The 25,042-nt window shown below is 38.7% G+C and carries 23 protein-coding genes; 17 read left to right on the plus strand and 6 right to left on the minus strand.

Annotated features, from left to right (window positions below; translation table 11 throughout):
- The first annotated feature begins 4 nt into the window (after positions 1-4).
- The 3 genes from smc (at position 5) to ligA (ending at position 6,704) form a co-directional block, all read left to right on the plus strand.
- Positions 5-3,457 (plus strand): chromosome segregation protein SMC, encoded by a 3,453-nt coding sequence (gene smc, locus AC1M9L_RS07195; RefSeq protein WP_481591745.1) that lies wholly within the window; start codon positions 5-7, stop codon positions 3,455-3,457.
- A gap of 1 nt (position 3,458) precedes the next feature.
- Positions 3,459-4,562, plus strand: a complete 1,104-nt coding sequence (locus AC1M9L_RS07200; RefSeq protein ID WP_481591746.1) for a cell division protein ZipA C-terminal FtsZ-binding domain-containing protein — start codon at positions 3,459-3,461, stop codon at positions 4,560-4,562.
- Positions 4,563-4,658: 96 nt separating this feature from the next.
- A complete protein-coding gene (gene ligA, locus AC1M9L_RS07205; RefSeq protein WP_481591747.1) occupies positions 4,659-6,704 on the plus strand; it encodes an NAD-dependent DNA ligase LigA in 2,046 nt (681 codons plus the stop codon).
- A gap of 61 nt (positions 6,705-6,765) precedes the next feature.
- Here the strand turns inward: ligA and AC1M9L_RS07210 are convergent, their stop codons facing one another.
- Positions 6,766-7,830 carry an SDR family oxidoreductase gene (locus AC1M9L_RS07210; RefSeq protein ID WP_481591761.1) on the minus strand — a complete coding sequence of 355 codons (1,065 nt, stop codon included), beginning with the start codon at positions 7,828-7,830 and terminating at the stop codon, positions 6,766-6,768.
- A 321-nt stretch (positions 7,831-8,151) separates the two neighbouring features.
- On the opposite strand from AC1M9L_RS07210, the gene ftn reads away from it, so the two are divergent.
- The 6 genes from ftn (at position 8,152) to bioD (ending at position 13,454) form a co-directional block, all read left to right on the plus strand.
- On the plus strand, positions 8,152-8,616 hold the full coding sequence (gene ftn / locus AC1M9L_RS07215) for a heteropolymeric bacterioferritin subunit Ftn (protein WP_035269243.1): 465 nt from the start codon (positions 8,152-8,154) through the stop codon (positions 8,614-8,616).
- Between the two features lie 166 nt (positions 8,617-8,782).
- Entirely contained in the window at positions 8,783-9,505 is a 723-nt protein-coding gene (locus AC1M9L_RS07220; protein ID WP_481587224.1) for an alpha/beta hydrolase family protein, read from the plus strand.
- An 82-nt stretch (positions 9,506-9,587) separates the two neighbouring features.
- A complete protein-coding gene (bioA, locus tag AC1M9L_RS07225; RefSeq protein ID WP_481591748.1) occupies positions 9,588-10,871 on the plus strand; it encodes an adenosylmethionine--8-amino-7-oxononanoate transaminase in 1,284 nt (427 codons plus the stop codon).
- Complete coding sequence (locus tag AC1M9L_RS07230; protein WP_481591749.1) at positions 10,868-12,025, plus strand: 8-amino-7-oxononanoate synthase; 1,158 nt, start codon at positions 10,868-10,870, stop codon at positions 12,023-12,025. The genes bioA and AC1M9L_RS07230 overlap by 4 nt, the downstream gene beginning before the upstream one ends.
- Positions 12,022-12,813 (plus strand): malonyl-ACP O-methyltransferase BioC, encoded by a 792-nt coding sequence (bioC, locus tag AC1M9L_RS07235; RefSeq protein WP_481591750.1) that lies wholly within the window; start codon positions 12,022-12,024, stop codon positions 12,811-12,813. Before AC1M9L_RS07230 ends, bioC begins: the two co-directional genes overlap by 4 nt.
- Entirely contained in the window at positions 12,810-13,454 is a 645-nt protein-coding gene (gene bioD, locus AC1M9L_RS07240; protein WP_481591751.1) for a dethiobiotin synthase, read from the plus strand. Before bioC ends, bioD begins: the two co-directional genes overlap by 4 nt.
- A gap of 47 nt (positions 13,455-13,501) precedes the next feature.
- Here bioD and rluB read toward each other — a convergent pair whose 3' ends face one another.
- The 3 genes from rluB to AC1M9L_RS07255 are packed head-to-tail and all read right to left on the minus strand — an operon-like array spanning position 13,502 to position 16,088.
- Positions 13,502-14,668, minus strand: a complete 1,167-nt coding sequence (gene rluB / locus AC1M9L_RS07245; protein ID WP_081403293.1) for a 23S rRNA pseudouridine(2605) synthase RluB — start codon at positions 14,666-14,668, stop codon at positions 13,502-13,504.
- 41 nt (positions 14,669-14,709) lie between these two features.
- Positions 14,710-15,300 carry an SMC-Scp complex subunit ScpB gene (gene scpB, locus AC1M9L_RS07250; RefSeq protein WP_035269219.1) on the minus strand — a complete coding sequence of 197 codons (591 nt, stop codon included), beginning with the start codon at positions 15,298-15,300 and terminating at the stop codon, positions 14,710-14,712.
- Positions 15,297-16,088 (minus strand): segregation and condensation protein A, encoded by a 792-nt coding sequence (locus AC1M9L_RS07255; protein ID WP_035269217.1) that lies wholly within the window; start codon positions 16,086-16,088, stop codon positions 15,297-15,299. Before AC1M9L_RS07255 ends, scpB begins: the two co-directional genes overlap by 4 nt.
- Positions 16,089-16,376: 288 nt before the next feature.
- On the opposite strand from AC1M9L_RS07255, the gene AC1M9L_RS07260 reads away from it, so the two are divergent.
- Positions 16,377-17,108, plus strand: coding sequence for a GNAT family N-acetyltransferase (locus AC1M9L_RS07260; protein ID WP_481591752.1), 732 nt, complete (start codon positions 16,377-16,379; stop codon positions 17,106-17,108).
- A 32-nt stretch (positions 17,109-17,140) separates the two neighbouring features.
- On the opposite strand, the gene AC1M9L_RS07265 is transcribed toward AC1M9L_RS07260, so the two are convergent.
- Together AC1M9L_RS07265 and AC1M9L_RS07270 are read right to left on the minus strand one after the other, a co-directional pair.
- The gene (locus tag AC1M9L_RS07265; protein WP_035269212.1) at positions 17,141-17,758 is read right to left on the minus strand and encodes an L-threonylcarbamoyladenylate synthase; all 618 of its coding nucleotides are present in this window, start codon (positions 17,756-17,758) and stop codon (positions 17,141-17,143) included.
- An 81-nt stretch (positions 17,759-17,839) separates the two neighbouring features.
- The gene (locus AC1M9L_RS07270) at positions 17,840-18,502 is read right to left on the minus strand and encodes an elongation factor P hydroxylase (RefSeq protein WP_481591753.1); all 663 of its coding nucleotides are present in this window, start codon (positions 18,500-18,502) and stop codon (positions 17,840-17,842) included.
- 97 nt (positions 18,503-18,599) lie between these two features.
- Here AC1M9L_RS07270 and AC1M9L_RS07275 point away from each other — a divergent pair, with 97 nt between their 5' ends.
- The 7 genes from AC1M9L_RS07275 to AC1M9L_RS07305 all read left to right on the plus strand — a co-directional run.
- A complete protein-coding gene (locus AC1M9L_RS07275; protein ID WP_179999015.1) occupies positions 18,600-19,157 on the plus strand; it encodes a YceD family protein in 558 nt (185 codons plus the stop codon).
- Positions 19,158-19,234: 77 nt separating this feature from the next.
- On the plus strand, positions 19,235-19,420 hold the full coding sequence (rpmF, locus tag AC1M9L_RS07280; RefSeq protein ID WP_035269206.1) for a 50S ribosomal protein L32: 186 nt from the start codon (positions 19,235-19,237) through the stop codon (positions 19,418-19,420).
- Between the two features lie 214 nt (positions 19,421-19,634).
- The gene (gene fabD, locus AC1M9L_RS07285; protein WP_481591754.1) at positions 19,635-20,621 is read left to right on the plus strand and encodes an ACP S-malonyltransferase; all 987 of its coding nucleotides are present in this window, start codon (positions 19,635-19,637) and stop codon (positions 20,619-20,621) included.
- A complete protein-coding gene (fabG, locus tag AC1M9L_RS07290) occupies positions 20,618-21,352 on the plus strand; it encodes a 3-oxoacyl-ACP reductase FabG (RefSeq protein WP_481589204.1) in 735 nt (244 codons plus the stop codon). Before fabD ends, fabG begins: the two co-directional genes overlap by 4 nt.
- 84 nt (positions 21,353-21,436) lie before the next feature.
- Positions 21,437-21,673, plus strand: coding sequence for an acyl carrier protein (acpP, locus tag AC1M9L_RS07295; protein WP_035269198.1), 237 nt, complete (start codon positions 21,437-21,439; stop codon positions 21,671-21,673).
- Positions 21,674-21,870: 197 nt separating this feature from the next.
- Positions 21,871-22,344, plus strand: a complete 474-nt coding sequence (gene lysM, locus AC1M9L_RS07300) for a peptidoglycan-binding protein LysM (protein WP_481590517.1) — start codon at positions 21,871-21,873, stop codon at positions 22,342-22,344.
- A gap of 677 nt (positions 22,345-23,021) precedes the next feature.
- Positions 23,022-25,042 (plus strand): GA-like domain-containing protein (locus AC1M9L_RS07305; RefSeq protein ID WP_481591755.1); only part of this gene is annotated, 2,021 nt, incomplete at its 3' end.

The raw sequence follows: 25,042 nt of genomic DNA on the forward strand, positions 1-25,042 counted from the left end.
CACTATGCGATTAAGCAGCTTAAAACTCTCTGGCTTTAAATCTTTTGCGGATAGCAGCACCTTACAATTTAAAGCCAACCGTACCGCAGTCGTGGGACCAAATGGTTGTGGTAAATCCAACGTCATCGATGCAATCCGATGGGTGATGGGAGAGTCAAGCGCACGCCAGTTACGTGGTGGAAGTATGCAGGATGTCATTTTTACTGGGACAGCAAAGCGTAAACCAGTGGGAATGGCCAGTGTAGAATTACGCTTCGAAAACACCTATGGCAAACTAGGTGGAGCATACAACGCTTATAGTGAGTTGGCGGTACGTCGCCAAGTCAATCGCGATGGTAAATCTGAATATTTTCTCAATGGCACAAAATGCCGCCGCCGTGATATTACAGATATTTTTTTAGGAACAGGCTTAGGTCCTCGTTCGTATGCGATTATTGAACAAGGCATGATTAATCGTTTGGTCGATGCAAAACCAGATGAAATGCGTGTTTATATCGAAGAGGCTGCTGGAGTATCACGTTATCAAGCACGTCGTCGTGAGACGATGCAACATTTAGAACATACTCATCAAAATTTAAGTCGTCTAAATGACATTGCTGTTGAATTAAAATCACAATTAAAGACACTAAAGCGTCAAGCAGAAGCTGCACTTCGATATAAAGCCTTGGAGACTGAAATTCGAACTTTGAAAGTTGAGATACTTTCGTTTCAATGCCATCAAAGTGAACGAATTCAACAAGAATATACAACTGAAATGACTGAGTTGGGTGAGCAATTTAAGCTCGTTCGTTCTGAACTCACCATTGTTGAGCATGATTTAACAGCAACAAATGAGTTATTTCAGCGATTAATGCAACAATCCACACCACTTCAGCAAGAATGGCAACAAGCTGAAAAAAAGCTGGCTGAATTACAGGCCAATTTGGATCAAAAACAGCAATTGTTTGCTCAAAATACTTTAACTTTAAAGCAGCTTGAAGAGCAAAAAATACAAACCAAAGAGCGGATGCAACTGATTGATATTCAGTTGGAAGATTTGATCCTCCAGCAAGAACATCAAGCAACAACATTGAGTAATACTGAATCAAATGCACAGCTTGATTTACAACAATTTAATGAGCTGAAGGCAAAGCAACTTGAAGCGCAAAAATCATTTTCTGAAATAAAAGCATTGGTTGAAAAGCAACAACAGCAACGTGCACAAATGTTGGCGCAGAGTGATCAATTGGCTAAAAATGTGCTTCGAATTGAGCAGCAAAAACAAACTTTGCTCGAACAAAAATCTCAAAATCAAGCACAGTATGAACAGGATGATATTGACAATCTCCTGCATGAAAAACATGATGTACAGATTGAAATCGTTCGTCTAGAAGAAAGAATTGAGAAATTAGAAACTCAATTGAAACGTGATCAAATCTCATTGACTGAGCAAAAAAGTAAATGCACAGATTTGAATTCACACATCCAGATTTTGAAATCTGAACAAAAACAATTACAACAGCTTGTGGTGAAAGTCAGTCGACATGCATCGAAGAGCAATGACCCTTTAATGCAAATTTTGAAGCTAAAAGATCAGGCGAAACCGTTTGCAGCATTGGTCGAAAAATTTCTGTCAAAGTGGCTGCATGCGAATACGTTAAAGAGTGAAGATTTATTTCAGACCGAATCTGCCCGTCAATTAAAAGTTATTCAGCAAGATGTATCTGGGACTGTACTTGGTTTACCCACATTAGCGAGCTGGATTGATTTCCCCCAAAACTCATTATGGTTAAACGTTGCGATAGCTCAAGATTTTGAGCAGGCGCTTCAATTACAGCCTCAATTAAAACCAGGTGAGTCTATTTTAAGTTTGGATGGCTATCATATTGGTCCTGACTGGATGATTGGTCTGTACTTTGATGAGTCGAGTCAAGATGCTCAAGGAGCACTTAGCCACCGAATTCGATTAGATGAAATTGATTCAGAGTTGACACAAATGGTGAAAGCGCATGAGTCAATGACGCTCGAACTCGCTGAGATGCAATTAAAGCTTGAACAAAAAAATAGTGAATGTACGGAGTTGCAAAAAGCGTTAAAAAATCATCAAGCCCTTGCTCACCAAGTTGAAGTGAAGATTGCAAAACAGCAAATGGCTCAGCAGGCTTTCGAGTCGCAAAATCTACACATCGAGTCACAAATTGCTCAATTTGATGCGCAGCTTGAAGAAGATGCGATGCAAAAAGATGATTTGGAAATCGATTTACATGCATTGATGCTTAAAATTGAACACAATCTTCCACACTACAAAACCTTAGAGTTTCAAGTTGAAGAATTGAATAATCAGGTTGAGCATCTTCAGGACTTAGTCTACAAAAAACAACAAGAGTTAGAAAAAAACCGCCGTACTCATACGCAAAATCAGCAACAAATTGAGCTGTTGGAAAAAGATGCAAGTTTTCTAAAAACTCAATATCAGCAGATCATCACTCAAATTACACAAGCTAAAAATTTCGTGGATCCGATTCAATTAGAATTACCCACTTTGCAAAGCCAATATGAGGCTCAAAAGCAGCAGACTGAAAAGTTACAAAAGACTTGGTCCTCATGGCAAGTCGAGCTTAATGAAATTCAGTCCAAGCAACAAAAATTGACGGAGCTACGGTTAAATCATCAGCAAAGTGATGAGCACTTTAGAACCCAGTTAGAAGAGAAGCGTTTAGCATGGCAAGTGGCTAAATCTGATTTACAACATTATGCTGAACAATTAAAAGAGCTTAATGCTGAATTATTAGAAAATGTGCCAATCGATCTGACTCAGCACCAACAGCAGTTAGAGCAAGCACAGCGTCAGTTTGACAAAATAGGCGCTGTGAACTTAGCAGCTTCAGAAGAGTATGAAGAAGTATCAAAGCGCTATGAAGATTTGAGCCATCAAATTGAAGATCTTGAAAAAACAGTCGCACAATTAAAAGATGCGATGAAAAGTATTGATCAAGAAACTAAAAAATTATTCATGACTACCTTTGATCAAGTAAATGCGGAATTGCAAAACTTATTCCCGAAGGTGTTTAATGGTGGTGAAGCAAGTTTAAGTTTAGAAGATGATTGGCAATCTGGTGTAAAGCTAATGGCTCGACCACCAGGAAAGCGAAATAGTTCTTTAGCACTGTTATCAGGCGGTGAAAAAGCACTAACAGCACTAGCATTAGTTTTTGCTATATTTCGACTGAATCCAGCACCATTTTGTGTATTGGATGAGGTTGATGCACCGTTAGATGATGCAAATGTTGGACGTTTTTGTAATTTAGTAAAAGAGCTTTCTGAACAGGTCCAATTCATTTACATTACACACAATAAAGTTGCGATGACGATGGCTACTGACTTACTTGGTGTAACAATGCCTGAGCCAGGAACATCGAAGTTAGTCACTGTTGATCTAGAAGAAGCGAAAGAATACGGTTTAGCTGCGGAGTCTTAATATGGAAATCAGTACCATTATCGGAATTGTGATCGCAATCGTGATCTGTTGCATAGGGTTGTTTATGATCCTGCGCAAGCCGAGTGATGCAGCACCGTCATTAGATGCTGAATTACATATAAATGAACAATGTAATCAACCCGTCATTCCTCGTCATGTTCGTAGTCTTTTACAGGTGCACGCCGCACCATTGGCTTCTTCTGAGCGTGTAGAACCAAGTTTGAAAGATATTCAAGCGAGTGATGTGGCTCGAGTGGATCAAACAGCTGATCAGCATGCTACAAAGACGCCTGAAAATATTCAAAAAACTGTAGAAGTGGTAGATACAGTGCAACTGAATACTTCGGTAGACCTTGCAGAGAAAGAAAGTAAATCTCTGCTCGACTCCAGTAAAAACTCGGACAGCACTGAGACTGACCCACTAGAAAAAAATACAGAAACAGTCGAGAGTAAAGCTCAGTCGATTAATGGTGTAACAGACACTCAAAGTGCAGATCTTATTTCCAAAGATTCAATCGTAGAAACTACAATTGAAGACTCGAAAAAAGTTGAGCCAAGTTTTGTATTAAATCCGAATATTCAAACTGCTGAAATCAAAGAATTTGAAGAAGAAAGCAGCATCTTGGATGTGCATTTACATGAACAGCAACGTTTTGATGATGAAAGTGCTTTAGCAAATGCCGAATACATTATTAGTTTGAATATGTATCCGAACCCTCGAAAAGCACTTTCTGGTGATAAAGCTTTGAAAGTGTTAATGAAATATGGATTGCGCTTTGGCGAAATGAACTGTTTCCATCGTTATGAAACTCCTGATGCAGTCAGCCCATTGCTGTTTTCCGTACTCAGAATCACAGATCAGGGTCCTGCAGGTTTTGATTTAGAAACATTATCTGGTGAACAAGTCCAAGGTTTAGCATTCTTCTTAGCATTACCGCATCATAATGTTCAAAAAGGCTATGACAGTATGGTTAGTATTGCAGGGCTTATTGCACGTGAAACAGATGGTACCGTCTATGATGAAAATAATCTTGAATTTACACCGCAGTTAAAAGAACACTGGCGCCATAAAGCGATCGACTATAGATCAGGTCAAGCTGTTTAATCACCTAGGTGACTTACTGAATTTGTGTAAAGTCATTTATACTGTTTAGGTTGAAATTATTGGGCGGAATTTTCCGCCCTTTTATATGGTGAAAATATGGATCAGAACGCTGTCGTTGCGCAAATGCGCCAACTCATTCAATTACTGGCTCGGCATAACCATGCTTATTATGTGATGGATCAGCCGACAATTGAAGACAGTGAATATGATCAATTGTTTTATCAACTAAAAAACTTAGAAGAACAATATCCTGATTTAGTACAGACGGATACACCGACCAATAAAGTCGGTGATAAACCTTTATCTAAGTTTGAAAATATTACACATACAGTGCCAATGCTGTCCTTAGGTAATGTGTTTAATCAGGATGAACTTTTTGCCTTTGCACGCAGAATTGAAGAGCGTTTACCTAACCAGAAAATCCAATACGACGTCGAACTTAAATTTGATGGGCTTGCGATCTCACTATGGTATGAACATGGTGTGTTGATTCGAGCGGTTACACGTGGGGATGGAGAAACAGGAGAAGTCATAACCCAAAATGTAAAAACAATTCGTAATTTGCCTAAAGTACTCATGATGTCTCAAGGTGTACCACCAGCGTTGTTAGAAGTTCGTGGCGAAGTACTAATGCCTAAAGCTGGATTTGTAAAGTTAAATGCTGAAAATGAGGCCAAAGGTGAGAAAACTTTTGCTAACCCAAGAAATGCAGCAGCAGGGAGTTTGCGTCAACTTGATCCGACCATAGCAGCATCACGACCACTTGCATTCTATGCTTATGGAATTGCGCAATGCATGCCACATCATGGTCTGAGCACGATGTCAGAGAGCTTAAATTGGCTTGAACAGTTGGGCTTTGCTGTTGGGGAAAAACATTTTGTTTGTGACAGTATTGATGAGGTTCAAGCGGCTTATGAATCTGTAAATCAGGAGCGTCCAAACCTGTCAGTTGAAATTGACGGGATGGTGATCAAAGTCAATGATTTGAAGCAACAACAACAATTAGGCTTTTTAAGTCGTGAACCTCGATGGGCAACAGCATATAAGTTCCCTGCAGTGGCTGCGCTAACCACAGTTGAAAATATTGATTGGCAGGTAGGGCGTACAGGTACTTTAACGCCTGTAGCGCGATTAAATCCTGTATCGGTTGGCGGAGTCACAGTATCAAACGTGACTTTACATAATATTGGTGAAATACATCGCTTGGACGTGCGCGTTGGAGATACGGTGAGTGTCTATCGTAGCGGAGATGTTATTCCTAAAGTTGAAAAGGTTTGGCCAGAATTTCGACCTCTAGAAACCACTGAAATTCAATTGCCAGAACAATGTCCTGTATGTGCTTCTCCAGTTGTGATGCCCGAAGGCGAAGCTTTAGCACGATGTTCAGGGGGGCTTTATTGTGCGGCACAGCGTATAGAGGCGATCCGTCATTTTGTATCACGTAAAGCAATGGACATCGAAGGTTTGGGTGATCGTTGGGTTGAGTCTTTATTACATCTTGAACTCCTCAAAGATGTTGCAGACATTTACCACTTGCACGAGCATCGTGAAAAGCTGCTGACTATTGAAAAAATGGGCGAGAAATCTGTACAAAATCTCATAGACTCAATAGAAAGTAGTAAAAAAACAACATTAGCGGCATTTATTTACGCACTAGGCATTCGAGGAGTAGGCGAGACTACGGCTCGAATGTTAGCCAATACCTTCCAGACTTTAGATGCGCTGAAATCTGCTGATTTAGAAGCATTAAAGAAAACCCCTGATGTAGGTGATATTACTGCAGAATGGATATTAGACTTTTTCAAAGCTGAACATAATATTGAAGTATTAAATCGATTAATTGAGGCTGGAATTCATTGGGATGCACCGATAGCACCGACTCGACAACCTTTAAATGGTGAGAGCTGGGTGGTGACTGGTACTTTAAGCAGTATGGGGCGAGATGAAGCGACTCAACTCTTACAGGCATTAGGTGCACGTGTGAGTGGTAGTGTATCCAGTAAAACGAAATGCTTGGTTGCTGGTGAAAAGGCAGGTTCCAAACTTGAAAAAGCAGAAAAATTAGGTATTCCGGTGATGAATGAAGCTGAGTTTATTGCATTTATGATCCAGCATGGTCAGCTCACTGAACCTGAGTCTTAAGTGTATCTTGCACATAACAAAGGGCATCAATAGATGCCCTTTTTTCTCGAGTAATTAGATATTAACCACGTTTTTTGATAATGCCATCGTCAAGTAGCTGTTGAAAATGTTCTACGATACTTGTCTCAACGTCACGATATTGCATGCCTAATTCTTGCTTACTACGCTCAGCATTAAAGTAAATGGGGTAACCCACATTCAAGTCAACGAATTTTCGCGTATAGCCAAACAGAGGAGCGAGTAATTTGAATAAAAACTTGGGAGCAATCATTCGTGGGAAAGGATAGCGTCCACCATAATGTTGTCGTAATGTTTTACCCATTTCGAGTAGGGTCATCGTTTTAGCATTAATAATATATCGTCCATGTGCTTTAGGGTGAAGTGCTGCTTGGATATGCGCATGAGCGACATCTCGAACATCGACTAAACCATTCCACATTGGAGGAACACCAAATAATGTCATGCCATTTCCAAATTGTTGAATGACTTCAACACTTCCAGATTGTGTAGAAGGTGTGAGTGATGGTCCAACAACCAATGAGGGATTGATACACACTAAATCCCAACGAGATTGTGCCTTTTGCATATCCCATGCTTTGCGTTCTGCTGCGACTTTAGAGTAAAAATAAGGTTGGTGTTCGGCACTACTGGTGGTATTCCAATGGCTTTCTTCAAACTGGTTCTGCTCAGTTTTCAAAATATCCACTGCATCGCCATAAGTTGAAGCAATACTTGATGTGACAACGACACGTTTTACTGTATCTGTACGATTGACACTGTTCAGCACATTGGTCGTACCTTTTAGTGCAGGGTCAATCAAGTCTGTGATTGGATCTTTAAAGTTAGTCACTAAAAAAGGTGACGCCATATGGATCACAATTTCACAGTCTTTCATTGCTTCATCAAACGAACCTTCTTCTAAGAGATTTGCTTGAAATAACTTTAAAGCGCCTGAAGTTTGAGATGCGATTTGTTCTAAATGTTGAAAACTTGAACTTTTAGTTAAGTCTCGTACAGTGGCGTGAACGGTGTATCCTTGTTCTAATAATTGTTTAATTACCCAACCAGCAATATAGCCAGTTGCACCTGTCACCAAAATCGGGGCAGTAGTCGTCATCATTGTTATTGCCTGATGGTCAAATAGATTCATTCTAAAATTAAAAAAAGGATTTGTCCTTGATCATTTTCAACATCAACTCAAATGTAATGAGAGTTACTTCGATTGGTTACAAAATTAAATAGAGCTAAAATTTGTTTAAAACTGCTCTCGAATTTTTTTAACTGTATGCAAGGGGTTATTTTTTAAGTAAAAAATAAGTGACTCAAACTGCAAATGCGTATGTTTCTCATTTTAATTATATAAAAATCATAAACTTACACATTATATTTTTTGCAAAATAAGCTCTGATTGTTCATAATGTTGCTATTAAAGAATGGAGTGATTGAAATGCGTGGCAATCCAGAAGTCGTAGATTACTTAAATATGTTGATCGGTGGTGAACTGGCTGCTCGTGATCAATATCTCATTCATTCACGTATGTATGAAGATTGGGGTCTCACTAAGATTTTTGAGCGTATCGATCACGAAATGCAAGAAGAAGCACAACATGCTGATGCTATTATTCGCCGTGTCTTATTCTTGGAAGGCACACCGAATATGAGTCGTGATGATATTGAAGTAGGTGAAGACGTTGTTTCATGTTTAAAAGCCGATTTAAAGCTTGAGTACGAAGTGCGTGAAAAATTAGCGCAAGGTGTAAAGCTTTGCGAGGAAAAAGGCGATTACGTGACACGTGATATGTTGCGTCAGCAAATGTCGGATACCGAAGAAGATCATACTTATTGGTTGGAAAAACAGCTTCGCTTAATTGAACTAATTGGTTTACAAAACTATATTCAGTCTCAAATGTAAGTTAAAACCCAGCAAGGCTGGGTTTTTTTATACCTGAGTTTTGTCTGAATTGACTCATTTTTAATAATTATCTAAAAATCAAAGTGAAATTGAATGATTTGCTCAATGAGTTATTGTGCTTGGCTTTATATACTGACCGAAAACGATCAGCTAAGGATTGGCAATCATGAGTAAAATCTTATTAATTACCGGTTGGGGACTTGGAACAAAACCACTAGAAAATTTAAAAACTGCTTTGGATATGGCAGGATTTCAAATCGATCTGATTAATATCTTTAATGCACTCGACCCTGTGGAATTATCTAAACATGTAGAGTTAGCCAAAAAAGTCGATGTCATTATGGGGTGGTCTTTAGGCGGACAATTAGCAACGTTGCTCACCCAAAAGGTTTTCGAGCTTTCAGGTCAGGCAAAAACGTTAATTACTTTAGCATCGAATCCTTGCTTCGTTGCCAATGAACGCTGGTGTACAGGTATGCCGGTTTCTACTTTTCAAAGTTTTAGAGAGTCTTTTGAAAATGATCCCATGACCACTTTAAAGCGATTTTGTTATCTGGTCTCACAGGGAAGCCAAACTGCTAAGCAAGATTGGCAATCTTTGCAAAATTCAATTACGAGTGAAGAGTTAGATTTAAAAAAGCAGGGCTTGGATTTACTATATCATCTTAATACTGTTGAGATATTGAAAAATTATGTCGGAAAACAATTACATGTATTTGCTGATGATGATGGATTAGTTAGTAACAAAGTTCTAGATAATATCCGAAAGATAGATGCAAAGTTTTTTAAATTCGAAATTATCCCAGGCTCTCACTGCTTTTCAATTTTTAGAGCTACACAACTAAGTGACAAAATCGTTCAATATCTAAGAAAGAATGAGAAATCCTGATGAATATTGTCTAATCAGGCAATTCATAACAAAAATAATTCGCGTTATGCTCTGTTTAGATTAATAAGGAAATTCTTCCAGGATGGTTGACGAATTCGATTTAGCACACTTATGGCACCCTTATACTTCGATGTTAAACCCACTGCCGACATATAAAGTGAAAAAGGCTACAGGGGTGATGATTGAACTTGAAGATGGTCGTCAACTCATTGATGGTATGTCATCTTGGTGGTGTGCCATTCACGGGTATAACCATCCTCAACTTAATCAAGCTGTGTCGGATCAATTGCAGCACATGTCACACATTATGTTTGGTGGGCTTACTCATGATCCTGCGATTGAATTAGGGAAAACGTTATTAAAAATTACCCCACCTCAATTAGATAAAATATTCTATGCGGACTCAGGTTCTGTCGCCGTTGAAGTCGCATTGAAAATGGCAGTTCAATATTGGACCGCACAAGATAAGAAAGATAAAACCAGTTTTATCACGACGCGTTCTGGTTATCATGGTGATACATGGAATGCAATGTCAGTTTGTGATCCCGTCACAGGGATGCATCAGGTCTTTGGTTCTAGCTTGCCTTCTCGTTATTTTGTTCCTGCACCGCAGACTCGATTTGATGAAGATTGGAATCCAGCAGATACTCTTGTATTGGCAGAAACTTTAAAAAACCATCATGCCACTATCGCTGCCATGATTATTGAGCCGATTGTGCAAGGTGCTGGAGGCATGCGTTTCTATCATCCTGAATATTTACGCGAAGCCAAGAGGCTATGCGATCAATATCAGGTGTTAATGATATTTGATGAAATTGCCACGGGGTTTGGACGAACAGGTAAATTATTTGCTTGGGAACACGCTCAAGTTGAACCAGACATCATGTGTATTGGTAAGGCGCTGACCGGTGGGTATATGACTTTATCTGCAACACTGACCACGCGACATGTCGCTGAAGTGATCAGCTCTGGTGAAGCTGGCGTATTTATGCATGGACCTACATTTATGGCGAATCCCTTGGCTTGTGCTGTCGCCTTAAAGAGTACTGAGCTTTTATTGTCACAAGATTGGCAGTCCAATATTCAAAGAATAGAGCAAATTCTAAAACATTATTTACATAGATTAGATGATCAAGCGCATATTCAAGATGTTCGTGTGCTCGGTGCTATCGGTGTTGTTGAACTTAAACAAAATGTTGATATGAAAACGCTGCAACAGCGTTTCGTAGAACGAGGCGTGTGGATTCGTCCTTTTGGAAAATTAGTTTATGTCATGCCGCCTTTTGTGATTTCAGATGTCGAACTCACTGAATTACTAACGCAGTTGGTGAGTGTTGTGATGGAGCTTGCAGAGGAAATGAGATGAATCTGTTGGATCACTACGCAGAGCAGTTAGACTCATTAAAACAAACTGGAAATTTTCGGCAGTTTAAATCCATCGTTCAGTATGGAAAATGGGTTGAGTTTCAGCAACAGAGAATGTTGAATCTTTCGAGTAATGATTATTTAGGGATTGCGTCAGATCTACAAATAAGAGAAGCATTTTTTGATCACTGTTCAGCAGATTCAAAAAGAATGAGCTCTTCATCTTCAAGGTTACTCACAGGAAATTATCCTGAATATGAGCAATTTGAATATGACATGAGTCAATTATTCAATCAAAGGGCAGTTCTGTTATTCAACAGTGGCTATCACATGAATATTGGTATTCTGCCTGCGATTGCTGATAGTCAAACTTTAATTCTTTCGGATAAATTGATTCACGCCAGCATGATTGATGGGATTCGCTTAAGTAAAGCGAAGCTGATACGTTATCGACATAATGATCTGCTTCATTTAAAGCAATTGATCGAGCAATATCATGATGATCCCTTGTATCAAAGAATCATTGTGGTAACTGAATCAATTTTTAGTATGGATGGTGATGAAACTGATTTAACTGCGTTGGTGAGTCTGAAATATCAGTTCAGTAAAATCATGTTATATGTAGATGAAGCACATGCTATTGGTGTTCGGGGGAAGCAAGGACTCGGTTGCGCTGAACAATATGCTGTCATAGATGATATCGATTTCTTGGTCGGAACATTTGGGAAAGCACTCGCATCTGTTGGTGGATACATTGTGTGTCATCCAATCTTAAAAGATTATTTAATCAACAAAATGCGCTCTTTGATTTTTAGTACCGCACAACCACCCATCAACATGGCTTGGACGCATTTTATTTGGAATAAAATGAAAAAAATGCAGGAGCAACGTGCTCATTTAAGTGATTTGAGTCTGCAACTGCGTCAATATATTCTTGAGCAAGGTTACGAATGTCCTTCAAGCTCGCAGATTATTCCTTTAATTTTAGGTGATTCTCAGCGTGCACTTGAGCGCGCACAACAATTACAACAATCTGGTTTTTATATTTTGCCGGTTCGGCCACCAACGGTTCCACAAGGAAGTTCACGCCTGAGAATTTGTATGAATTCTCAGCTGAATCAAGATGAATTGGAGCGGTTGAAAGAACAATTATGAATGACTCTATGTTGAAGAAATTTATTCAAAAAGAAATGATTGCTACTCGATTTGCAAAATCGCATTGGACTTATGCAGATCAGGCACGTATTCAACAAAATGTAGCGAAGCATTTAAGCGAGCTGATGCGTCTTTATGTTTCATCTTCTGAGCTTGCTAAAGTATTTGAAATTGGATGTGGAACTGGAAATCTAACTCAAGAGATGCTTCATTATTTTAAAATGGATCAAGTCATTTTGAATGATTTATATGCTGATGTTGAGCATACCATCAGTCATCATCAGCCTGTCGAGTGGCGTATTGGTGATGTCGAAAAAATTGAGTTACCCAAAGACCTTGATTTATGTACCTCAAGCTCTGCATTACAGTGGATGTCTGAGTTTGAAAGATTGATACAGAAAATTCATTCGGCTTTAAAGCCCAATGGTTATTTTTGCTTTTCAACTTATGGGCCTCAGAACTTAAAAGAAATTAAATCCTTAACTGGACAAGGATTAAAATATTTTGATCAAAGCCAAATTAAAAGCTTACTAGAGCAGAACGGATTTGAAGTGATGCACTGTGAACAACAATTGGCTCAATTACACTTCGCGCACCCAAAATTGGTCCTAAAACATTTACAGGCCACAGGTGTGACGGCAACCTCACAGGGGTTTCGTTGGACGAAGGAAAGTTTGAATCAATTTTATCTAGCTTACCGACAATTTATTGCGACTGATGAACAAGAAAATCTTGTATATCCTTTAACGTATCACCCTATATTTTTTATCGCACGGAGTATTTCATGAGTGCTCAAATCTACTTTGTGAGCGGTATTGATACTGGAATTGGAAAAACATACGTCACTGGTTATTTAGCAAAAAATTGGCGTGAACAAGGGCGGAATGTCATTACTCAGAAATTAATTCAAACGGGTAATGTGGATGTTTCTGAAGATATTGAAAAACATCGTGAAATTATGGGATGTGGTTGGTTAGAGGAAGATACTCAAAAACTCACTATGCCTGAAATTTTCAGTTATCCTGCATCGCCTCACTTAGCGACACGTATAGATGGGCGAAGTATTGATTTCGCTAAAATTGAACAAGCGACTCAACAGTTGTCCTCTTCATATGAAGTTGTTTTGCTTGAAGGGGCGGGTGGCTTGATGGTCCCTCTAACAACACAATATTTAACCATTGATTATTTAGTGGATAAAAAATATCCCATAATTTTGGTGAGTTCGGGGCGTTTGGGAAGCATCAACCATACTTTGTTGAGCTTAGAGGCACTGAAGCATCGTGGGCTTGAGTTATATGCTCTAGCATATAATTTGAATGCTGAATCTGACGATGAGCTTATTTCACGTGATACATCTGCCTACTTAAAAAAGTATTTATCGCAACATTTTCCATCTGCTAAATGGATTGATATTCCTTTTATTGAATAAATGAAAAAAACCGCTCTATTGAGCGGTTTTTTTAGGGATTTAAAAAATTAGAACTTCTTAAAGCCTTTGTTAATACCAAAAGGTTTGCGTTGACCAAATTTATTTTCATTACGTGGTTTGTAATCAACAGAATTGCCGTTTACTTCACCTTTGTTTTCAGGACGCTTATTGCGGAAATCCTGATTTTCAGTGCGAGGGGCACGATTGTTGAATCGATTCTCAAAGCCTTCTTGACGTGGCGCACGTGCATTGAAACGGTTTTCTGAGCCTTCTTGACGCGGTGCGCGATTGTTAAATCGATTATCACTGCGGCTTTGATCAGCACCACCTTGACGGAAGTCACGGCGTGGTTCTTGATGCTCGCCTTCGTCACGGCGTTGTTGGCGTAAATAACCACCACGACGTGCTGCAAGTGGTTTCTCTTGCATACGTTCATTGCGGCGTTTCGCCATACCGTAAAGACCAGTACCTTGACGTGGTTTGAGCTCAACAGACTTAGTTAAGTTATCAATGTCATTTTTATCAAGCTCAATCCAACGACCTGTACGTAATTCACGTGGCAGAATGACTGTACCATAACGTGTACGTAATAGACGGCTGACTTTTAGACCTTGTGATTCAAAGATGCGGCGTACTTCACGGTTACGTCCTTCTTTTACAACCACTTGATACCAACGGTTAATCCCTTCACCACCAATTTCAGAGAATGACTCAAATTTTGCTGGACCATCATCGAGCATGACACCATCTGTCATGTTCTTTTTCAGTTGAGGGGTCACTTCACCCATCACACGTACAGCGTATTCGCGTTCAATTTCACTAGATGGATGCATTAAGCGGTTTGCAAGCTCGCCATCGTTTGTGAAAAGTAATAATCCTGTTGAGTTGATATCTAAACGACCAACCATGACCCAACGATCACCCGGAATTGATGGTAATTGATCAAATACAGTTGGGCGATTTTCAGGGTCGTTACGTGAACAGATTTCACCTTCAGGTTTGTAGTAAATCAATACACGACGACGGATTTCATCTTCAATTTGGAACTGTACTTTACGACCATCGATACGAAGCTCATCGGTTGGTTCGATACGTTCACCTACTTGAGCAACTTGACCGTTGACACTAACACGACCGGCAGCAATGACTTCTTCCATATAGCGGCGAGAACCCAAACCTACACGTGCCAATACCTTTTGCAATTTTTCACTCATAACAGCATAACCTTAGAAATAATCATCAACAGTTCACCTATTTACGACTTGGGTGCGTGAGCATCCAATGCCATAAAAGCTTCCTTGGCATCCTGTAGGGGAGGCAGTTGATTTAAATCACTTAAACCAAAAGCATTTAAAAATTGTGGCGTTGTAACCAACAACGCGGGTCTTCCTGGAAGTTCCCGGAAACCAGACTCTTTAATCCAGTTCCAATCGAATAACGTTCTGAGTTGCTGACTGTTATTCGTGACTCCTCGAATTTGCTCAATATCGGCTCGGGTAACGGGCTGATGATAAGCAATCACTGCTAGAGTTTCTAACAATGATGGTGATAATTTAGTTGGACGTTCTGGCCAAGTTTGTGCAATCACTTGTCGATACTTAGCACGAACTTGAAAGCGAAAACCTTGAGCTGTTTCAGTCAGCTCAATTGAACGACCGTGTTGTAACACTGCAAGCTGTTGTAAATAGGCGCGCAGTTGTTGTTTGGAAAATTGGTTTTGAAATGCCTCTTTTAAGCGTGCAATAGAAACAGGCGCTTCACTGGCAAAAATAATAGCTTCGAGCTGCATGAGCACTTCGTGGTGTAACTCATCAACTTGAAAGGAGTTTGATTGATCAATGGTCATATCATTACCCCTTGAATTGCCAGCGGGGCTTCAATACCTGATGCAATAATTTGAACTTTTTGCTGACGTGTTAGCTCTAATATTGCCATAAACGTCACCACTAACCCCATACGACCTTGACTTGGTTTTAAAAGTTGATCAAATTTCAAAACCTCACCTGATTTTGTCATCTGTTCAATATAGGCAATACGTTCTTCAAGCAAAACAGGTTCTTGAGTAATCTGGTGTGTAACAGGCTCTGGGCGATTAAAAATACAAAACATAGCATCGCGCAGAAGAGAGGCTTCATAACCTTCATTTACTGTATTAATTTGTCCAAGGCTAACGTTGGGTAGAAAAGTATCACGGTCCAAAATAGGCATTTGACCGAGACGCTCAGCAGCTTGCTTGATCCTTAAATATGTCTCTAAACGATCTATTAATTCTTGTTTTGGATCTTTTTCAATTTGAATTGATTTAGGTTTAGGCAGCAGTAAGCGTGATTTTAAATCTGCTAATAAAGCCGCCATCACCATATAATCTGCGGTCAACTCAATATTGAGTGACTTCATACTGTCAATATATGACAAATATTGCGTTGCAATCGGAGCTATATCGAGCTGAAGTAGATCGAAACCGTTTTTTTGGATGAGGTAAATTAAAAAGTCGAGTGGTCCTTCGAAATGTTCTAATAGAATTTCGAATGCTGCAGGCGGTATATATAAATCTTCAGGAATCGTATCTTGCCACTCATCTAAAACACGGATGTGTGGAAGTGCGTCCATGGGATTATGGATAGCTTGAGTCATTACAATTATTAGCCACGCGAATTTTCAAAAGCATGTTGGGCGATTCAGGAGATCACATATCGAAATCAGTAAAAGGACAGTGATTCGAATAGCATAAAAACAATAAACAATATGGGTATTCTAAATTAAATCGAGTGCTGAATATATCTTTATCCGCAGTTTTACGATAAAAAATTTGAAATAAATAGGTAGTATTTTTTAAGGTTATATAGATGTATTTGGTGTTTTAACTTATAAATGTAAACTGGTATTCATTGTTGGCGTGTATTCGACGAGAAGTAAAACAGTATGAATAATTTTCAAAAAGTAGAACAAAATGTATATGAACAAAGTGTAGGTATAAAAGTTCACTCAAATACTCACTCTATAGACTCATTCAAAGCGTTGAGTGGAACGTATGTAAATTTATATCCCTTAAATTTAATTCAAAATATTGAAGAGCTTGCAAGAGATCTATTCCCACTCAAGATTACAGATGAGTTTATTTCAAGCTTTACGTATTTGCCTTACGATGCGCCAACTTCGATTGAAGATTTGTCATATAAATTCTCATCGCAATTTGGTACACAAGGGAATATTTATTATGTTATTCGCATAGCGAAAAAACCAGTGGGGTGGATCGCATTGATGAATATCGGGTTGGATGATGGAGTGGTTGAAATTGGGAATGTATACTTCTCAGCAGATTTAAAACGGTCTAGAGCTGCTACAGAAGTATTATTTTTACTGTTGAATGAGTGTTTTACTTTAGGATTTAGGCGTATAGAGTGGAAGTGTCATGAGTTGAACTTAGCTTCCAAAAAAGCCGCACTAAGATTCGGTTTTCAATATGAAGGAATGTTTAGACAACATAAAGTGGTCAAGGGAAGAAACCGAAACACGCTTTGGTTTTCAATGTTGGATGAAGAGTGGCTGACTTTAAAAGAAAGTTATTTAGCTTGGCTTGAACCAAGCAACTTTACGCAAGAGGGTCTACAAATAAAGACCCTCCAAGCATTTTATAACGAAAAATCAGCGTAAATTAAATAAAGCGAGATGAATGGTGAGGCATTTTACTCAAAAGCACTCACATCACCCACGCCACGGCGTATAATTTCAGGTTGACTTCCTGAGAGATCAACAATACTTGTTGTGGTTAATGTACCAAGTCCACTATCAATAAAAACATCAATTCTTTTACTTAATTGTTGTTCTATTTCATATGGATCATCCAAAGGCTCAGTTTGACCTGGAAGAATCAGGGTGCTGGTGAGTAAAGGCTCACCCAGCTCTTTAAGAAGCATTTGACAGACTGGGTTGCTCGGTACACGTAAACCAATGGTTTTCTTTTTGGGGTGCATCAAGCGACGAGGGACTTCACTTGTCGCTTGCAAAATAAAGGTGGTAATCGCAGGTGTATTATTTTTAAGCAGACGATAAGTTGCATTATCCACTTTTGCATACGTTGCAATATCTGAGAGATCCGCACATAAGATCGCATATTGATGCTTAGCACCAAGATCACGGATTTGAGCAATTCGTTCCATTGCTTGCTTATTACCAATTTGGCATCCGATGGCATAGGCCGCATCTGTTGGATAAACCACGACATCGCCTGCACGTATTCTTTCTACTGCTTGAGTAATAAGTCGAGATTGTGGATTGTCAGGATGTACTCTTAAATGAAGCATTTTATTTTCTCCTGATTATTTTTTCGTATTATTGCGTGCATAGACATGCACTTCAATGTCATGAATATATATTTACTAGACTTAATCTAGCGATGCACGAGAAAATTCATCCAAATGTAATGTTTTGCCACTTCTGAGACACTTACAGATGCACTGAATAAAGTATTGAGCATCTCTTGGAAGCTCAGCTTCACCTGAAAAATAGCGTTGTACTTGAGCATAAACATTGTCTTTAAAAAACTGCCCATCACCACCTTCACCCGTTAAATTGTCAAGTGAAACGCGGAATTTTCGACCAAAGGCTGTGGCAAACATCCATTCAATTGCTTGAGGTTTAATTTCGACTTGTTCAAATAGGGCTTGTTGTTCAGCGGTTCGACCATCTGGCGCATACCAGTAGCCAAGATCAGGAAGAGTGCGACGATGATCTCCTGCGATTGTCCAATGACTTATTTCATGTAAAGCACTATTGAAAAATCCATGTGCGAATTGGATGCGAGCGGGTTGTTGGTCTGAGGCAGGGAAGTATTCAGGTTCAAAGTCGCCTTTGACTAATGTGACATTTAAGTGGGAAAACCAATGATTAAAGTGTAAGATAAGCCAGTCTACCTGTTGAGCTTCTGTTTGCAGATTTACCCAAGGTGCGAGTTGCACGCGGTCTAAGTGATCGGTCAAATTTGAGGTCGAAGGATAGTGTAACTGTAATGAAGTTGTGACTTCAGGTTGCGGCTGCAACTGATGCATGACTTGATTAACCCAAATGATCTGTCTGAATAAGTGCAAAATTGTATCTTAATCTTTGACAGAGTACTTATGAATTTGTAGAATTGCCGCCTTAATTATGTCAGCAAATACCTTTCCGGCACAGATTGAGCCGTTTAAATGGGCTGAACAGGGCTTCACATGGTCAGGTACACTGCCATTGTCGCGCTTTGTTCGTATATCCCGTGAAGCTGTTGGGTCAATTGATAATCAATTGATCAATATAGACTGTAAGCTATCAATGGATGCGTATCATCGTATCGTTTGGCTTGATGGTAGTGTTGAAACGAAGGTTCCAATGGAATGCCAACGTTGTTTGGATACTGTTGAATTACCTCTCGAATTGGACTTTCATCTGGCTTTAGTCGATGATGAGTCACTGATAGAGCGCTTGGATGAGGATGCTGATTTCATCGTCTTAGGTGAGAGTGAAGCAACGACAAAAGGTTCATTTGATGCACCTGCAACCGCTGATTTACTTTCTCTCATAGAAGATGAATTGTTATTGTTGATTCCTTTGTCACCAAGACATGAGTCTTGTGAGCATAAGCATCAACCTGCCCAAGAAGAAGTTGTTGAAGAAAAACGAGATAATCCGTTTGGTGTTTTGGCAGCTTTGAAGGGTAAACTTAACTAATTTTTGTGTTATACTCTTAGGTATAAGACAATCGAATTTGTTCTGATCCATTTTTTCGATCTTTGTAAGGAGCCATCATGGCCGTTCAGCAAAACCGTAAAAGTCGCTCTCGCCGTGACATGCGCCGTTCACATGACGCTTTAACCGAGAATGCATTAACAGTAGACCAAACGACTGGTGAAACTCACCGTCGTCACCACGTAACTAAAGATGGTGTCTACCGTGGTCGTCAATTATTCGCTAAAGCAGCTGATGCTGAATAATTGGTGATGTATTAAGCGTCAAGCTTAGTAGAAAAAATGGGAGCGTAAGCTCCCTTTTTTTATTTCTATTTTTTGTTGTATTTGGCAATTACCAAAGCTTTTTTTTAATGATAAATTTCGCTCCATCAAATCAGTTAAGACTTGAGTTTGATGTTCAAGATGATCGAAATGAATCAAAATTGAATAGTCAAAGCTCTGAATAAAGGATTTTTATATGTCTGCTAAACGCCTCGAGCAAGCCGTTCTTGCGACCAAAACTGCATTTGTTTTTCCTGGACAGGGTTCTCAAAAAGCAGGAATGTTAGCGGAGCTTGCAGAACAGTTTAGTAGTGTGCAAGAAACGTTTGCTGAAGCTTCTGAAGCACTCGGCTTTGATTTATGGCACATTGCGCAAAGTGGTGAAGGGTTAAACCAAACTGAATTTACACAACCAGTACTGCTCACAGCAAGCATTGCTTTATGGCGTGTATGGTTAGAGCTTGGTGGTGTCGTTCCTAAATATTTAGCGGGACATTCACTGGGTGAATACAGTGCATTGGTTGCTGCAGAATCTTTAAGTTTAAAAGATGCAGTTAAATTGGTGAACTTACGCGGTAAGTTGATGCAAGATGCTGTCCCTCAGGGTCAAGGTGCTATGGCTGCGATTCTTGGTCTTGATGATGCTAAGGTTGTAGAACTGTGTGCTCAAGTCTCCGCTCAAGGTGAGGGTTCGGTGGAGGCTGCAAACTATAATGCACAGGGTCAAGTTGTGGTGGCAGGTGATACTGCACGAGTTGAAGCGTTAATGGCTTTGGTAAAAGAGCAAGGTGCAAAAGCAATTGCGTTACCAGTATCAGTACCATCACATTGTTCATTAATGAAGCCAGCGGCAGCAGAGTTTGCCAAAGCTTTAGCAGATGTTGATATTCAATTACCTCGCATTCCAGTGATTCAAAATGTCAATGCACAAGTGGCTGACAGTGTTGATGAATTGCGTACAGCGTTGACATCACAACTTTATCAGTCTGTCCAATGGACTAAAACACTTCAAGTATTGGCTGATCAAGATGTGAGCTATGTTGTTGAATGTGGTCCTGGGAATGTATTAACAAATTTAGCAAAACGTCTAGCACATGTTGAAAAAGCATTGCCTTTAGATACTAAATCTCGTTTAGAAGATGCTTTAAATACTGTATTAGTTGCAGAAGGGAAAATTGCATGACGCAGGAACGTAAAGTCGCGTTAGTGACAGGTGCAAGCCGTGGTATTGGTGCTGCAATTGCACAACAGCTGATCGAAGATGGCTTTTTTGTTGTAGGTACGGCTACATCTGATTCTGGTGCTGAAAAATTATCTACACAATTTGCTGAACATGGTGCAGGAAAAGTACTCGATGTTCGTGATGGAGCTGCAATTGATGCACTCATTACAGATATTGAACAAAGTTTTGGTCCTGTACTTGTTCTTGTGAATAATGCAGGTATCACAAAAGATAATCTACTGCTTCGTATGTCTGAAGATGATTGGGATGATATCCAAAATATTCATCTTAAAGCAGTGTTCCGTCTCTCTAAACGTGTATTGAAAGGTATGACGAAAGCGAGATTTGGACGAATTATCAATATTAGTTCTGTCGTTGCGCATTTTGCAAATCCAGGTCAAGCAAATTATTCAGCTGCGAAGGCTGGGATTGAAGCTTTTAGCCGCAGTTTGGCTAAAGAAATGGGCAGTCGTCAAATTACTGTCAATAGTATCGCGCCTGGATTTATTGCAACTGAGATGACTGAACAGTTAAGTGATGAAATTCAGAAAAAAATGAGTGATCAAGTGGCATTGAACCGTTTTGGTCAGCCTCAAGATATCGCAAATGCAGTAAGTTTCCTTGCTTCTGATAAAGCAAGTTACATTACTGGTACGGTATTACACGTGAATGGCGGTTTATACATGGCGTAATGCGATGTATAAACTTTCAAATATATCAAGATTCAATTAAACTATAGGCATTATACGCCGCCACAAGCAATGAGGAGAATTCCTGTGAGCGATATCGAACAACGTATCAAACAAGCAGTAGCTGAACAACTTGGCTTAAAAGCTGAAGAGATTAAAAACGAAGCATCTTTCATGGATGACTTAGGTGCTGACTCTCTAGATCTAGTTGAGCTTGTAATGTCTTTCGAAAATGATTTCGACATTACTATTCCTGATGAAGACTCTAACGAAATTACAACTGTTCAATCTGCTATCGATTATGTAACTAAGAAATTAGCTTAATCATCAGATTCAGTTCTTTTCGAACTTAAAAGCTACCTTTATGGTGGCTTTTTTTTATTAAGGATTAAATTGCAATATTACATTAAGTTACCTTAAGTTTAAGAAAGATAACGGCGTTAGGTATAGTTCTTCTGTATAAAAATTAAGGGATCTAAATTATTTGATCACCAAACTGAAATAACAATAGGAGAATAACAATGGGTCTTTTTGATTTTGTGAAAGGTATTGGGAAAAAGAATACCGCACCAGCTGAGCAACAAGCTACACCAGCAACGCCAGCAGAGCCATCTGCTCAAGAAGTTGCGAATAAATTATTGGGGCATATTAAATCACTTGGCTTACCAGTAACAGGACTGTCTGTAACTTATAATGCAAGCAGTGATTTAGCGACTGTAAAAGGACAAGTGCAAACTCAAGCAGATCGTGAAAAGATCATCTTGGCTGTGGGAAATATTGATCATGTTGCTCAAGTCGATGACCAACTTACTGTTTCATCTCCAGAGCCTGAAAGTAAATTCTATACAGTAAAATCAGGGGATAATCTTTCAAAAATTTCTAAAGAGTTTTATGGTGATGCAAATCAGTACAACAAAATTTTTGAAGCAAACCGACCATTACTTAAAAATGCTGATGATATTTTCCCTGGACAGGTTTTAAGAATTCCAAACTAAAATATCAATGAATCTAAAAGACCGAGATTTAAATCTCGGTCTTTTTTTGATCCAAAATTTATTACTAAGTTTAATTTAATTATTAAAAATGAAGCTAAAAATATAATTCGTTTTAAATTTTATTGGAGAAAAATTAAAAAAATGATGAAGAAAAATTAGACAATGTTTTTTTTTATCAAAACAAAATTGAAATTGTATAAAAATATATCAAATAATCTTAATTATGATCTAAATTTAAATTAACTGGTAAGCTTATGATTTTTATGAAATATATTTAAATTTATAAAATTAAATTGTTGATAATTAACAATAATATTTATATTTCAGATATTAAACTTATGTTGCATGGGGTTTTATTTTGTAATTTTAAATAAAAACTATAGTAATTTTGTATTAATTATAAAGTCTCTTAAAATTTAATAAGCGATAATATGTTTACAATATTTATTATATTTGTGATATGAATCAAACAAATGTAATTTGTTGGTGAACAAAACACTAAATATTATTTCTTTTTAAAACATATACTTGTAAATATTTATAAAGAATTAAGAGTAAATACAAAAATTTGTTAATTTAGTTAAATTTTGACTGACATTTTATGACGTTTACTTTGATTTTCTATCTGTTAAAAAAATAGAGGGTTAAAGAATATCTTAATAATACTGGGTGACGTCATGAAAAATTTAGAAATATTATCAAAAAACGATGGGGCGGTTTTAGAAAAGACTACTGCTAATAAAATCGTATTAAACCAGAACTCAATTGTGAAAATTGATGCATCAATCGAAGAGGTCTTAAACTTTCAGAAAGAAGGAAATTCTTTAGTTATTAATTTTAAAAATGGCGAACAATTAGTTGTAGAAAGTTATTTTGACGATCCCTTAAATAGTCATAATATTTTATTTAATGACAATGGTCAGCTTTATTGGGTTGAGTTCACAGATGCTGCCAATGAAATAGCTTCGACTATTAAATATTATCCAATTGATGATATTTCAGCACTTATCGCTGGAAACTCAAGTACAGCTTTGACAGGGTTAACTCCATGGTTAATTGCAGGGGGATTAGCTGCTGGAGTAGTTGCTATTGCAGATAATATGAGTGATTCAGATAAAAAATCTAATTCTGTATCGCCGGAACCAGAACCACCAATTAACGATGAATTAGAACAAGCAAAACAGCTGGTTAATGATGCAGAGAAAGCTTATCAAGATCTTAAAGATTTGATTGAAGATAAATTAAATGATGGGTTAATTACTCCCGAGGAAAAAGCTGAATTAGAGGAAGCATTACAAGATGCTAAGAATGCTAAAGATGCTGCTCAAGATAAAGTCGATAACTTGGTAGATGGCGAGGCAAAATCTGATTTACAAGATCGACTAGATGATTTGGTTGATGAAGCGTTGCCAGCAATTAATGATCAAAATGGTGATGGTGTACCAGACGATCTCGAGCAAGCTTTACTAGATGCTGAAGAAGCTGTAGCCAATGCTGAACAAGCGTACGAAGCATTAAAAGATTTAATTTTAGAGAAGAATGAAAACGGCCTGATTACACCTGCTGAAAGAGCGGAATTAGATCAAGCTAAAGAGGCTTTCGAGAGTGCCAAAGCCTTAGCAGAAACTAAAACAAATTTATTGCCAGAATCAGTTCAATCTCAAAAAGATGCTTTGCAGGAACGTCTTGAAGATTTAGTGGATATCATCCTACCTGAAATTAATGATGAAAATGATGATGGTATCGTAGATGATATCGCTGAAGCACTCATTGAAGCAGAGTTGGCTGTTGCGGAAGCTGAAGCAAAGTATGCAGCTGCTGAAAATGCTTTAACTGTTGCAAATCGTGATGGATTAATTAATCCAACAGAGCTTAATGCTTTACAAAATGCTTTAGAGCAGGCACAAATTGCTAAGTCAACTGCTCAAAGTAAAGTAAATGCTCTACCTGAATTTGTTCAGGAACAGAAAGATGCCTTTCAAAATCGATTAGATGATCTGACTGACATAAGTTTGCCTGAAGTAAATGACGCAGATGGTGATGGCATAGTAGACGGCTTACCAGAAGCGATTCAGGAAGCGCAGTCAGCCGTAGAAGCAGCTGAAGCTAAATATGCTGAAGCTCTTAATAATTTAGCTTTGGCTCAAAAAGATGGCTTAATTAACCCGCTTGAACTCAGTATTCTTGAACAGAAAGTACAGGCTGCACTTGATGCAAAAGAAGTTGCCCAAGATAAGGTAAATGTATTGCCAAATGGAGCGATTAAAGATGGTTTACAAGATCGTCTAGATGCTCTTGTAAATATTGACTTACCTGAAGTCAATGATGCAGATGGTGATGGCGTACCAGACGGCGAAGATATTACACTTGAAGAAGCAACAGAGGCAGTAGAGGCGGCTGAAGCAGCATATGCTGAGGCAGAGCAAGCACTAGCAGATGCAGAATCAGATGGGTTAATCACTCCAACAGAACTTGCTGAGCTGACTCAAGCACGTGATGATGCGCTTACTGCTAAAGAAGATGCACAAGCGAAAGTTGATGCACTTCCAGAAGGAGCAGACAAAGACGCACTGGGTGCACGCTTAGATGATCTCGTTGAGATCACTTTACCGCCTGTCAATGATGAAGATGGCAATGGTCGTGATGATGCGATTGATGCTGCAGCAGGTCTTGTACAAGAAGCGATTGATCTTAGAAA

The organism is Acinetobacter sp. ANC_7511, from assembly GCF_056779975.1.